We start from the raw sequence: 13,244 nt of genomic DNA on the forward strand, positions 1-13,244 counted from the left end.
CCTTCTCTAAAATCAGACAACCAATTGATTTATATAGATAAATCCAATATGGCCGCGTTCTTGCTAAGTAACCGCTCATAAAATCAGGGCTTTCCTGCCCGAGCCTTCCACCGCGTCCACCAGACGAGTCTGGCCCCCTTAGGAGTTTCCATGAGCGAGTTGCGTTTTACTGAAGATCACGAATGGCTGCGCACCGAAGCTGACGGCAGCGTTACTGTCGGCATCACCGCTTTCGCGCAGAACGCCCTGGGCGACGTGGTGTTCGTGCAACTGCCTGAGCTGCAGGCTTACGAAAAAGGCGCCGAAGCCGCCACCGTGGAATCGGTGAAAGCCGCCAGCGGCGTGTACATGCCCCTCGACGGTGAAGTTGTGGAAGTGAACCCGACACTGGACGGCAGCCCGGAACTGGTCAACGAAGATCCGCTGGGCGAAGGCTGGTTCTTCCGCTTCCAGCCAAGCGACGCCTCGGCGGTGGCGAAACTGCTGGATCAGGACGCCTACGACCGTCTGATCAAAGCCCAAGCCGAAGCCTGAGGAGTAACGACATGACCCAAGTAAACCTCGGCACTGCCAACGAATTCATCGCCCGTCACATCGGCCCGCGCGCCGGTGACGAGCAAGCCATGCTCAACAGCCTCGGCTTCGACTCGCTCGAAGCGCTGAGCGCCAGCGTCATCCCGGAAAGCATCAAGGGCACCAGCGTGCTCGGCATGGACGACGGCCTGAGCGAGGCCGATGCACTGGCGATGATCAAATCCATCGCCGGCAAAAACCAACTGTTCAAGACCTACATCGGCCAGGGCTACTACAACTGCCACACGCCGTCGCCGATCCTGCGCAACCTGTTGGAGAACCCGGCCTGGTACACCGCTTACACCCCGTACCAGCCGGAAATTTCCCAGGGCCGTCTCGAAGCGCTGCTGAACTTCCAGACCCTGATCAGCGACCTCACCGGCCTGCCGATCGCCAACGCCTCCTTGCTCGACGAAGCCACGGCCGCTGCCGAAGCCATGACCTTCTGCAAACGCCTGAGCAAGAACAAGGGCAGCCATCAATTCTTCGCCTCGATCCACAGCCACCCGCAAACCCTCGACGTGCTGCGCACCCGTGCCGAGCCGCTGGGCATCGACGTGGTGGTCGGCGATGAGCGTGAACTGAGCGACGTCACGCCGTTCTTCGGCGCGCTGCTGCAATACCCGGCGAGCAACGGTGACCTGTTCGACTACCGCGAACTGACCGAGCGTTTCCACGCCGCCAACGCGCTGGTGGCCGTGGCTGCCGACCTGCTGGCTCTGACTTTGCTGACCGCTCCGGGCGAGTTCGGCGCCGACGTCGCCATCGGTTCCGCGCAACGCTTCGGCGTGCCGCTGGGCTTCGGTGGCCCGCACGCGGCTTATTTCTCCACCAAGGATGCGTTCAAGCGTGACATGCCGGGCCGTCTGGTCGGTGTTTCGGTTGACCGTTTCGGCAAACCGGCGCTGCGTCTGGCGATGCAGACCCGCGAGCAACACATCCGCCGCGAGAAGGCCACCTCGAACATCTGCACCGCGCAGGTGCTGCTGGCCAACATCGCCAGCATGTACGCCGTGTACCACGGCCCGAAAGGCCTGACGCAGATCGCCAACCGCGTGCATCACCTGACCGCGATTCTGGCCAAGGGCCTGAGCGCACTGGGCGCGAAAGTCGAGCAGACAAGCTTCTTCGACACCCTGACCCTCGCCACCGGTGCACACACCGCCGCCCTGCACGACAAGGCACACGCCGCGCAGGTCAACCTGCGGGTCATCGATGCCGAGCGTCTGGGCCTGTCGGTGGACGAAACCACCACTCAGGCTGACATCGAAACCCTGTGGGGCTTGTTCGCCGACGGCAAGGCCCTGCCGGACTTCGCTGCGCTGGCCGCTTCGGTGCAAAGCACCATCCCGGCGGCGCTGGTGCGTCAGTCGCCGATCCTCAGCCACCCGGTGTTCAACCGTTATCACTCGGAAACCGAGCTGATGCGCTACCTGCGCAAACTGGCGGACAAGGACCTGGCACTGGATCGCACCATGATCCCGCTGGGCTCGTGCACCATGAAACTCAACGCCGCCAGCGAAATGATCCCGGTGACCTGGGCCGAATTCGGCGCCCTGCACCCGTTCGCCCCAGCCGCACAGAGCGCCGGTTATCAGCAACTGACCGACGAACTGGAAGCGATGCTCTGCGCCGCCACCGGTTACGACGCGATCTCGCTGCAACCGAACGCCGGTTCGCAGGGTGAATACGCTGGCCTGCTGGCGATTCGCGCTTACCACCAGAGCCGTGGCGACGAGCGCCGCGACATCTGCCTGATTCCGTCGTCGGCCCACGGCACCAACCCGGCCACCGCCAATATGGCCGGCATGCGCGTGGTGGTGACCGCGTGCGATGCGCGTGGCAACGTCGACATCGAAGACCTGCGCGCCAAGGCCATCGAGCACCGCGAACACCTCGCGGCGCTGATGATCACCTACCCGTCGACCCACGGCGTGTTCGAAGAAGGTATCCGCGAAATCTGCGGGATCATTCACGACAACGGCGGTCAGGTGTACATCGACGGCGCCAACATGAACGCGATGGTCGGCCTCTGCGCGCCGGGCAAGTTCGGCGGCGATGTCTCGCACCTGAACCTGCACAAGACTTTCTGCATCCCGCACGGCGGTGGCGGCCCGGGCGTAGGCCCGATTGGCGTCAAGTCGCACCTGACCCCGTTCCTCCCGGGTCACGGCCAGATGGCACGCAAGGAAGGCGCGGTCTGTGCAGCGCCGTTCGGCAGCGCGAGCATTCTGCCGATCACCTGGATGTACATTCGCATGATGGGCGGCGCCGGTCTGAAGCGTGCTTCGCAACTGGCGATCCTCAATGCCAACTACATTTCCCGTCGCCTCGAAGAGCACTATCCAGTGCTGTACACCGGCAGCAACGGGCTGGTGGCGCACGAATGCATCCTCGACCTGCGTCCACTGAAAGACAGCAGCGGCATCAGCGTCGATGACGTTGCCAAGCGCCTGATCGACTTCGGTTTTCATGCGCCGACCATGTCGTTCCCGGTGGCCGGCACGCTGATGATCGAGCCGACCGAAAGCGAATCCAAGGAAGAACTGGACCGCTTCTGCGACGCCATGATCCGCATCCGCGAAGAAATCCGTGCGGTGGAAAACGGCACGCTGGACAAGGACGACAACCCGCTGAAAAACGCTCCGCACACCGCGGCGGAGCTGGTCGGCGAGTGGACCCATCCGTACAGCCGCGAGCAAGCGGTGTATCCGGTGGCGTCGTTGGTCGAAGGTAAATACTGGCCGCCGGTCGGTCGCGTCGACAACGTGTTCGGCGACCGCAACCTGGTCTGCGCCTGCCCGTCGATCGAAAGCTACGCTTAAAGGGATGCGGGGCAGATTTACCTGCCCCGATTTCAGCAAAACCATAGATCCCAATGTGGGAGCGGGCTTGCTCGCGAATGCGGTGTATCAATCGCCATCAATGTTGCCTGACACACCGCATTCGCGAGCAAGCCCGCTCCCACAGGGGATTTGTGTCCAGCCTCGAGCTTGCGCCAATTCCTATAACAAGAAACCGGAGAACCACTCATGTCGTTAAGCGTGTTCGACCTGTTCAAGATTGGCATCGGCCCTTCCAGCTCCCACACCGTCGGCCCGATGCGAGCCGCTGCGCGCTTCGCCGAAGGCCTGCGCCGCGACGACCTGCTGTCGGCAACGACCTCCGTCAAAGTCGAGCTGTACGGCTCGCTTGGCGCCACCGGCAAGGGTCACGGTAGCGACAAAGCCGTGCTGCTCGGCCTTGAAGGTGAACACCCGGACACCGTCGATACCGAAACCGTCGCCGCGCGCCTGCAGGAAATTCGCGGCAATGGCCGGCTGAATCTGCTCGGCGAACACAGCATCACGTTCAACGAGAAAGAACACCTGGCGATGATCCGCAAGCCGTTGGCCTATCACCCCAACGGCATGATCTTTCGCGCCTTCGATGCGGCAGGTATTCAGATCCGCAGCCGCGAGTACTATTCGGTGGGCGGTGGTTTTGTGGTCGATGAAGACGCGGCCGGGGCCGACCGCATCGTTGAAGACGCCACCCCGCTGACCTTCCCGTTCAAAAGTGCCAAGGATTTGCTCGGTCACTGCGCCACCTATGGTCTGTCGATCAGCCAAGTGATGTTGACCAACGAAAGCGCCTGGCGCCCGGAAGCCGAGACACGCGCCGGTCTGCTGAAAATCTGGCAAGTGATGCAGGACTGCGTTGCCGCTGGCTGTCGCAACGAAGGCATTCTGCCGGGCGGGCTGAAGGTCAAACGCCGGGCGGCGGCATTGCACCGGCAACTGTGCAAGAACCCGGAATCGGCGCTGCGCGATCCGCTGTCCGTGCTCGACTGGGTCAACCTGTACGCCCTCGCCGTCAACGAAGAAAACGCCAACGGTGGCCGCGTAGTCACCGCACCCACCAACGGTGCGGCGGGGATCATCCCCGCGGTGCTGCATTACTACATGCGGTTTATCCCGGGGGCGAACGATGACGGCGTGGTGCGCTTTCTGCTGACCGCCGCCGCCATCGGCATTCTGTACAAGGAAAACGCCTCGATCTCCGGCGCCGAAGTCGGCTGTCAGGGCGAAGTCGGCGTGGCCTGCTCGATGGCGGCCGGCGCGTTGTGCGAAGTGCTCGGCGGCAGCGTGCAGCAAGTCGAAAACGCCGCGGAAATCGGCATGGAACACAACCTCGGCCTGACCTGCGACCCGATTGGCGGGCTGGTGCAGGTGCCGTGCATCGAGCGCAACGCCATGGGCTCGGTGAAAGCGATCAACGCGGTGCGCATGGCCATGCGCGGCGACGGACAACACTTCGTCTCGCTCGACAAAGTCATCCGCACCATGCGCCAGACCGGCGCCGACATGAAAAGCAAATACAAAGAGACCGCCCGCGGCGGTCTGGCAGTCAACATCATCGAATGCTGATTTATGTCCTCTCCCTGTGGTAGAGGACCGCACTTAGCCCCCTCTCCCTCCGGGAGAGGGCTGGGGTGAGGGGCTTTTGATCTTGATCTAAATCTAGCCCCATGCCCCCAAACTCAAACTTTCAAGGAGCCACGCATGTCCACCGAACAACTGTCGAAAACCCCGCTGCACGCTCTGCACCTCGAACTCGGCGCCCGCATGGTGCCGTTCGCCGGCTACGACATGCCGGTGCAATATCCGCTGGGCGTGATGAAGGAACACCAACACACCCGTGAACAGGCCGGGCTGTTCGATGTCTCGCACATGGGCCAGATCCGCCTGACCGGCGCCAATGCCGCCAAGGCCCTGGAAACCCTGGTACCGGTGGACATCATCGACCTGCCAGTGGGCATGCAGCGCTATGCGATGTTCACCAACGAGAGCGGCGGCATTCTCGATGATTTGATGGTCGCCAATCTGGGCAACGACGAACTGTTCCTGGTGGTCAACGCCGCGTGCAAGGATCAGGATCTGGCGCATCTGCAACAACACATCGGCGGTCAGTGCACCATTACGGAGCTGTTCGAAGCGCGCGCGCTGCTGGCGTTGCAAGGCCCGGCGGCGGTCACCGTGCTGGCGCGTCTTGCGCCAGAGGTGGCGAAGATGACTTTCATGCAGTTCAACCGCGTGCAATTGCTGGGCGTGGATTGCTTCGTCAGCCGCTCGGGTTACACCGGTGAAGACGGTTTCGAAATCTCGGTGCCCGCCGCCGACGCGGAAAAACTCGCCCGCGCCCTGCTGGCCGAACCGGAAGTCCAGGCCATCGGCCTCGGCGCCCGCGACTCGCTGCGCCTGGAAGCCGGCCTGTGCCTGTACGGCCACGACATGAATACCGACACCACCCCGATCGAAGCCAGCCTGTTGTGGGCGATCTCCAAGCCACGCCGTGCCGATGGCGCGCGCGCCGGTGGTTTCCCGGGTGCGGAGCAGGTATTTGCCCAACAGCAGAACGGTGTTGCACGCAAACGTATCGGTCTGCTGCCACAAGAGCGTACCCCGGTGCGTGAAGGCGCAGAAATCGTCAACGAAGCCGGCGAAATCATCGGCAGCGTGTGCAGCGGCGGCTTCGGCCCGACCTTGGGTGGCCCATTGGCGATGGGTTACCTCGACAGCGCTTATGTCGCTCTCGACACACCAGTCTGGGCCATCGTTCGTGGGAAAAAGGTGCAAATGCTTGTAAGCAAAATGCCATTTGTTCCACAACGCTACTATCGTGGTTGATTGACTGTTTCTATAAGTAACGCGATTGCGTTACGCGTGCACTAATGTGTAACGCAATCGCCACAAAAAAGTGCATTTTCTAACATCCGATTCGAATATGAACTTTGCTTATAACGTTCGAAAACAATTGAACAAGCTAATCGTCTAAGCCTGCACTAGTGGATTGATTAACTGCCTGCAGGGGCAGGAAAACCGGGGCCTTCGCGGGGCTTGTTTTTTCTCCCGTAGTTGGCGTAGAGTTTGTTCACTGTGTTTGCATGGGTCAGCTTGGAATCGTGACCTGGGCAGTAGCCTACAAAGTTAGCTACATCCCGCTCGACGTCTTCTTACTCTCCTGCAACCAGCCCCAGTACTCTTTCATGAGAAAGAGACTGTCATCAATTTATGCGTCAAAGGATATAAGAAATGTCGACACGTCAGAGCGGTACCGTCAAGTGGTTTAACGACGAGAAAGGTTTTGGTTTTATCACTCCAGAAAGCGGTCCGGATCTGTTCGTGCATTTCCGCGCCATTCAGGGCAACGGCTTCAAGAGCCTGAAAGAAGGCCAGAAAGTGACCTTCGTTGCTGTGCAAGGCCAGAAAGGCATGCAGGCTGATGAAGTACAAGCAGAAGGCTAATCTTCTGTAACGAAAAAGCCCCTGATATTGATATCAGGGGCTTTTTTGTGCGCGCGAATCCGTAAAATGGCGCTTCATTTTGCGTCCAGAGGCTGCCATGTCGAAAAACCTGCTCACTCCCCAGGGCGACTTTCCTGCTGTTGGCCTCGGCCGCCGCTTGGCAGCCATGTTCTATGACTTCCTGCTGTGCACCGCCCTGCTGATCGTTACCGGCTTCGTTTACAAGTTGATCCAGGCAGCGATCATCGGTGAAGAACGCCTGCGCGTACTGACCGACGCCGGGAAAATGGATGGCGATCCGCTGTATTCCACGGTGCTGCTGTTGGTACTGTTTGCGTTCTTCGCCAAGTTCTGGACTCACGGCGGACAGACACTGGGCATGCAGGTGTGGGGCATACGTGTGCAGAACGCCGATGGCAGCGCGATCAGCCTGTGGCAGGCGCTGCTGCGGTTTATGGTGTCGATCGCTTCGTGGCTGTGCGCAGGGCTTGGATTCTTCTGGTCGCTGTACGACAAGCAGAAGCGCACCTGGCACGACATCTATTCCGATACCCGCGTGGTGCGGATTCCGAAGAAGAGCAAATAAATTCCAGACGCCAGATACCAATGTGGGAGCGGGCTTGCTCGCGAAGGCGGTGTATCAGTCACCTTTTGCATCGACTGATACACCGCCTTCGCGAGCAAGCCCGCTCCCACAGGTTTTGCGTGTTGCCTCAACGAGCTTAAGCGTTACCCGCCAGCTTCATCCGCGCCGCCTGAGTGAAATCCAGCATGCGCTTCAACGGGCGGATCGCCTGCGGAATCAACGCCGGATCGACAAAGATCTCGTTCGTCCCTTCCTTCAGGCTCTTGAGCGTGCGCTCAAGGGTGTTCATGGCCATCCACGGGCAATGTGCGCAACTGCGGCACGCTGCGCCGTTACCGGCGGTTGGCGCCTCGATAAAGACCTTGTCCGGGCACAACTGCTGCATCTTGTAGAAGATGCCACGGTCGGTGGCGACGATCAGGGTCTTGTTCGGCAGGCTTTGCGCGGCAGCGATCAACTGACTGGTGGAACCGACGGCGTCGGCCAGTTCGATCACCGAGGTCGGCGACTCGGGGTGCACCAGAATCGCGGCGTCCGGGTACAGCGCTTTCATGTCTTCGAGTTGCTTGGACTTGAATTCCTCGTGGACGATGCAGGCACCGTCCCACAGCAGCATGTCGGCGCCGGTCTTGCGCTGAATGTAAGTGCCCAGGTGCTTGTCCGGGCCCCAGATGATGGTCTCGCCGTTGTCCATCAGGCTTTCGACGATCTCCAGCGCACAGCTCGACGTCACTACCCAGTCAGCCCGGGCTTTGACGGCGGCCGAGGTGTTGGCGTACACCACCACCGTGCGCTCCGGATGCTGATCGCAGAACGCCGAGAACTCGTCCACCGGGCACCCCAGGTCCAGCGAGCAGGTCGCGTCCAGGGTCGGCATCAGCACGCGTTTTTCCGGGTTGAGGATCTTTGCAGTCTCGCCCATGAACTTCACGCCGGCGACCACCACGGTCTTGGCCGGATGGGCATTGCCGAAGCGGGCCATCTCCAGGGAGTCGGACACACAGCCACCGGTTTCTTCGGCCAGAGCCTGAATCACCGGATCGCAATAGAAGTGGGCAACCAGCACCGCGTCCTGAGCCTTGAGCTCAGCGGCGATGGCGGAACGGTAGTAGGCCTCTTCCTCGGCAGTCAGCGGTTTGGGCTGTTTGGCATCGAGGTGGGCTTGAACCAGAAGGCGTTCGGAAATCTGCGTCATGTTCGCAAGACCTGCAGGCGCTTTCGCGCGAAAGTCGAGTATACACCCGGCTCCGGACCGCTTGAGGGTACCGCCGGGAGAGTGAGTTTTTATCAGGCACGGACAGCGTTGAAGCTGCGCAAGGCTACAGAATATCCCGTTGATACAAAAGATGATTCTGACCTGTGTCAGCGCAGGCGATGATGAAAGGAGCGGTGCCCGAATCGCAGGCAAAAAAAAACCCGGAAATCCTCACTTTCGTGGGCCTTCCGGATTTTCTAAACCGCCAAATATGGTGGGTCGTGTGGGATTCGAACCTACGACCAATTGGTTAAAAGCCAACTGCTCTACCAACTGAGCTAACGACCCGCTGTGTGGTGGCGCGTATAATACTGATTTTTAAGGACTATTCAACACCTTTTTGAAAAAAATCAAAAATAAGGTGTTGGATCGCTTACACCGGCCGCTGCGAAGCCTTCTGCACGCAGGCGGCAGCTGTCGCATTTGCCGCACGCACGGCCTTCATCGTCCGCCTGATAGCAGGAAACGGTCAGGCCATAATCCACACCGAGCTTCACGCCAGCCTGAACGATCTGCGCCTTGCTCAGGTTCTGCAGCGGCGCCTGAATGCGGAAGCCGTTGCCTTCCACGCCGGCCTTGGTCGCCAGGTTGGCCATGCGCTCGAACGACTCGATGAACTCGGGACGGCAATCCGGGTAACCGGAATAGTCCACCGCGTTGACGCCGATAAAGATGTCACGCGCACCGAGCACTTCAGCCCAGCCCAGCGCCAGCGACAGGAACACGGTGTTGCGCGCCGGCACGTAGGTCACCGGGATGCCCTCGCCCAGCTCTTCCGGAATGTCGATGCTGGTGTCGGTCAGTGCCGAGCCGCCCATGCCGTTCAGGTTCAGGCCGATCACTTTGTGCTCGACCACACCCAGATCGCGGGCAACACGTGCGGCGGCGTGCAATTCAGCGTGAGAGCGCTGGCCGTAATCGAAGCTCATGGTATAGCAGGCGTAACCTTCAGCCCGGGCCATCGCCACGACCGTCGCCGAATCCAGACCACCCGACAGCAGGATTACCGCACGTTTTTCATTAGTGTTCAGTTGTTCAGTCATATCAGCGCCCCGGCTCGTCATTCCATAGATATTTATGCAGCTGCAATTGCAGCCGCACCGGCAGGTTGTCTGCCACCACCCAGTCCGCCAGATCCCTGGCATTGAGGTCATGATGACTTGGGGAAAACAGCACTTCACCCGCACGGCGATCAAGACCGTACTGGATCAGCTTCGAGACCGCCCAGTCATAGTCGTCCCGCGAACAGATGACAAACTTCACCTGATCGTTGGGCGTCAACAGTTCGATGTTTTCGTAGCGGTTGCGATGCGCCTCTTTAGAGTCCGGCGTCTTCAAGTCGACTACGCGACTGACGCGCGAATCTACCGCCGAGATGTCGAGCGCACCACTGGTTTCCAGTGACACTTCGTAACCGGCATCGCACAACTGTTTAAGCAAAGGGATGGCGTTCGGCTGTGCGAGCGGCTCACCGCCGGTCACACAGACATAGCGCGGACGATATCCGGCCACTTGCTCGAGGATGTCGTCGAGGGTGCGGATCGTACCGCCGCTGAACGCATAGGCACTGTCGCAGTATTGGCAACGCAACGGGCAACCGGTCAGGCGCACAAAAACCGTGGGCAGCCCGGCAGTCCGTGTTTCCCCCTGCAACGAGTAGAAAACTTCGGTAATTCTCAATGTGTCTTGCATAGTCGCCACGGGCGTAACAGCTAAACAGGCTGTCCGCCTCCGTCAGGCACTTCAAGCAACCCCGCCAACGCGTAGATCACCAGAAGCGTGTTTCAGAAAAAGGGCGTGAATTCTAACGAAAAAACCCGCGACAAGCGCGGGTTTCTTCCAAACGGGTCAAACACACTTACATGCGTTGCAGATCGCGTTGGGCCAACTGAGCCGCAGAGGTACCCGGGTATTGGGAAACCACCTGCTGCAGAATGCCTTTGACCTTGTCGGTATGACCGAGGCGGCGCTCTACGTCAGCCAGCTTGTACAGCGAATCCGGCACTTTGGCGTGCTTGGGATAGAGCTGCGACACCTTGGCAAAAGCCTGACCTGCACCTTGCAGATCGCCCTTGGCCAGGTTCACTTCACCCAACCAGTATTGGGCGTTGCCCGCGTACTGGCTGTTCGGGTATTTGCGCAGGAATGCCGAGAAAGCCTGGCTGGCCTTGTCGAAATCCTTGGCTTTGATCAGGTCGAAAGCGGCATCGTAATACAGCTTTTCCTTGGCCGGATCACCCGGTTCACTACTCGCAGCAGGTGCCTGGGCGGCAGCAGCCCCGGCGCCAGCGGCAGCACCGGCAGCAGCACTTGCATCGCCACCGGCAGAAGAATTCTCAGGAGTCGCGGCAGGTGCAGCACCGGATCCTATGCGCCGATCAAGATCCTGGTATCGCTCCAGGGATTCCTGCTTCATGCGCGCAACCTGATTCTGCAGTTCTTCGATCACGCCTTGCTGGCGCGATATCTGATCCTGCATCTGTTGCAGTTGGTTGAACAGCATGCCCTGTGCCGAGGCAGGGGCCGAAGCCGCTCCCCCGGCATAGGCGCCGTTCGTACCGTAACCCGCAGGCGGATAACTGCTCCCGCTATTGTTATAACCGGAGTTGTCATCGACCACAGGAACAGCCCACGCCGCAAGCGGCGCGAGGCTGAGAGCCAGAATAGTTACAGCACGACGGCACGTTCGCATATCGAATTACTTACGCAGTTCGACGCGACGGTTTTGAGCCCAAGACTGCTCGTCGTGGCCAGTAGCAACTGGACGCTCTTTACCGTAGGAAACCAGTTCCAGTTGAGCTGGGGAAACACCTTGCAGTACCAGGTAGCGCTGAACGGCTTTCGCACGACGCTCGCCCAGTGCCATGTTGTACTCACGAGTACCACGTTCGTCGGTGTTGCCTTCCAGAACAACGCGAGCGCCGTTTGCTTTCAGGTCTCTGGCGTGAACGTCCAGAGCGCGCATGGCTTCTGGCTTCAGGTCCGAGCTGTCGTATTCGAAGTAGAAGGTGGTGATTGCGCGCAGAGCAGCTTCTTCGCTCAGGGAGCCGTCAACAGCACCAGTGTTTGCGCCGTAACCAGCGTTTGGATCAACAGCGCCTTCACCGGCGTTGTCGCCGCCTTTGGAAGAGCAACCTACAGCTACAGCCATGGCCAGAGCCAGCGCAGCAAACTTACCAAACTTCAGCATTTCCATCGTGAAACTCCTAATGAACCCCAATGTGTTAAGTAAAACGTGTAGCGCCGCGTCAGTTCAGGAAAGGGGACCAGGAAGGTTCTCTGACTTCGCCTTGTGCGGTAGGAAGCGGGAGCCTCACGCGTCCATTGATAGACACGAGCATCAAGACTCCCCGGCCCTGCTGGGCGGTGGCGTAGATTACCATGGTGCCGTTGGGCGCAACAGTAGCTGACTCATCAAGGTTGGTGTCTGTGAGGATTTTTACGCTACCGCGCTGCAAATCCTGAGCCGCAACCCGGAAATTGGTGAAGCCGTCCTGACGGTGAATCATGACCAGGGTCTTTTCATCAGCCGACAATTTAGGTGCGGCGTTGTAGTTACCGATAAAGGTCACACGTTCCGCACCACCGCCACCGACGCTGGTTTTGTAGATTTGCGGCTTGCCGCCACGGTCGGAGGTGAAGTAGATGGTCGAGCCATCCTTGCCCCAAAACGGTTCGGTGTTGATACCAGGACCAGCGGTGACGCGAGTGATCTGGCGCGAACCAAGGTTCATCACGTAGATATCCGGGTTACCGTCCTTGGACAGAACGAACGCCAGACGAGTGCCATCCGGCGACCAGGCTGGCGCGCCATTCAGGCCTTCGAAGTTGGTGATCTGCTCACGGCGACCGGTGTCGATGTTCTGCATGAAGATCCGTGGACGCTTCTGCTCGAACGACACATAGGCGATGCGCTTGCCATCCGGTGCGAAACGCGGCGACAGGATCGGCTCGCGCGATTGCAACAGAGTTACCGCACGGGCACCGTCGTAGTCCGAACGCTGCAGGGTGTAGCGAGTGTTCTTCTCGGAGAAACGCTCGGCTGTCACGTACAGCAGACGAGTCGAAAACGCACCTTTGATACCGGTAAGTTTTTCGAACGACTGGTCCGAGATGAAGTGCGCCATGTCACGCAGTTGCTCGGTGGTACCGGACACACTGCCGTCAGCCACTTTCTGCTCGGTGGCCACGTTGAACAGTGCCCACTGCACCTGCAGACGACCGCCCGCTGGAGCAATGCTGCCGACCATCATGTACTGAGCACCCACCGCCTTCCAGTCACGGAAGATGATTTCGCTCGGCTGGCTTGGCTGGCTGATCATGTTTTGCTTTGGAATCGGCGAGTAGTAGCCCGAGTTCCGCAAATCGTTACCAATGATTTCTGCCATGTCGTCCGGCAGCACGGCACCGCCCTGCATACCGAACGGTACGACGGCGATCGGAGTCGCCCGATCGCTGCCGCTGGTGACCAGAATGTTCTTTTCATCCGCCATCGCGACCCCTGCCATGCAGCAGATCACGACCAGCATTCCTCGAAGAAGGT

12 protein-coding genes and 1 tRNA gene are annotated in these 13,244 nt (G+C 59.8%); 6 read left to right on the forward strand and 7 right to left on the reverse strand.

Features of this window, described 5'->3' with window-relative positions; genetic code table 11:
- Positions 1–150 precede the first annotated feature (150 nt).
- The 6 genes from gcvH to ACVHNU_RS18380 all read left to right on the forward strand — a co-directional run bounded on the left by gcvH (position 151) and on the right by ACVHNU_RS18380 (position 7,446).
- Positions 151–534, forward strand: a complete 384-nt coding sequence (gene gcvH, locus ACVHNU_RS18355) for a glycine cleavage system protein GcvH (protein ID WP_473018013.1) — start codon at positions 151–153, stop codon at positions 532–534.
- Between the two features lie 11 nt (positions 535–545).
- On the forward strand, positions 546–3,398 hold the full coding sequence (gcvP, locus tag ACVHNU_RS18360) for an aminomethyl-transferring glycine dehydrogenase (protein ID WP_473018014.1): 2,853 nt from the start codon (positions 546–548) through the stop codon (positions 3,396–3,398).
- A gap of 207 nt (positions 3,399–3,605) precedes the next feature.
- Positions 3,606–4,982: an L-serine ammonia-lyase gene (locus tag ACVHNU_RS18365; RefSeq protein ID WP_003227491.1), complete on the forward strand. Its 1,377-nt coding sequence runs from the start codon at positions 3,606–3,608 to the stop codon at positions 4,980–4,982.
- 135 nt (positions 4,983–5,117) lie between these two features.
- Positions 5,118–6,242, forward strand: coding sequence for a glycine cleavage system aminomethyltransferase GcvT (gcvT, locus tag ACVHNU_RS18370; protein ID WP_473018015.1), 1,125 nt, complete (start codon positions 5,118–5,120; stop codon positions 6,240–6,242).
- Between the two features lie 405 nt (positions 6,243–6,647).
- Positions 6,648–6,860 (forward strand): cold-shock protein, encoded by a 213-nt coding sequence (locus ACVHNU_RS18375; protein WP_003237709.1) that lies wholly within the window; start codon positions 6,648–6,650, stop codon positions 6,858–6,860.
- 97 nt (positions 6,861–6,957) lie between these two features.
- A complete protein-coding gene (locus ACVHNU_RS18380; RefSeq protein ID WP_098965267.1) occupies positions 6,958–7,446 on the forward strand; it encodes an RDD family protein in 489 nt (162 codons plus the stop codon).
- Positions 7,447–7,582: 136 nt separating this feature from the next.
- Here the strand turns inward: ACVHNU_RS18380 and nadA are convergent, their stop codons facing one another.
- The 7 genes from nadA to tolB all read right to left on the reverse strand — a co-directional run bounded on the left by nadA (position 7,583) and on the right by tolB (position 13,230).
- Positions 7,583–8,641, reverse strand: a complete 1,059-nt coding sequence (gene nadA, locus ACVHNU_RS18385; protein ID WP_003227499.1) for a quinolinate synthase NadA — start codon at positions 8,639–8,641, stop codon at positions 7,583–7,585.
- Between the two features lie 272 nt (positions 8,642–8,913).
- A tRNA-Lys gene (locus ACVHNU_RS18390) sits at positions 8,914–8,989 on the reverse strand.
- A 62-nt stretch (positions 8,990–9,051) separates the two neighbouring features.
- Positions 9,052–9,744, reverse strand: a complete 693-nt coding sequence (gene queC / locus ACVHNU_RS18395) for a 7-cyano-7-deazaguanine synthase QueC (RefSeq protein WP_103522278.1) — start codon at positions 9,742–9,744, stop codon at positions 9,052–9,054.
- 1 nt (position 9,745) lies between these two features.
- Positions 9,746–10,393 (reverse strand): 7-carboxy-7-deazaguanine synthase QueE, encoded by a 648-nt coding sequence (queE, locus tag ACVHNU_RS18400; RefSeq protein ID WP_003227504.1) that lies wholly within the window; start codon positions 10,391–10,393, stop codon positions 9,746–9,748.
- Positions 10,394–10,559: 166 nt separating this feature from the next.
- Positions 10,560–11,393, reverse strand: coding sequence for a tol-pal system protein YbgF (gene ybgF, locus ACVHNU_RS18405; RefSeq protein WP_003227506.1), 834 nt, complete (start codon positions 11,391–11,393; stop codon positions 10,560–10,562).
- A gap of 6 nt (positions 11,394–11,399) precedes the next feature.
- Positions 11,400–11,897 (reverse strand): peptidoglycan-associated lipoprotein Pal, encoded by a 498-nt coding sequence (pal, locus tag ACVHNU_RS18410; RefSeq protein WP_473018017.1) that lies wholly within the window; start codon positions 11,895–11,897, stop codon positions 11,400–11,402.
- Positions 11,898–11,949: 52 nt separating this feature from the next.
- The gene (gene tolB, locus ACVHNU_RS18415) at positions 11,950–13,230 is read right to left on the reverse strand and encodes a Tol-Pal system beta propeller repeat protein TolB (protein ID WP_473020084.1); all 1,281 of its coding nucleotides are present in this window, start codon (positions 13,228–13,230) and stop codon (positions 11,950–11,952) included.
- Between the last annotated feature and the right edge of the window lie 14 nt (positions 13,231–13,244).

The sequence above is a fragment of the Pseudomonas sp. Ors-4-3C genome (assembly GCF_055755035.1).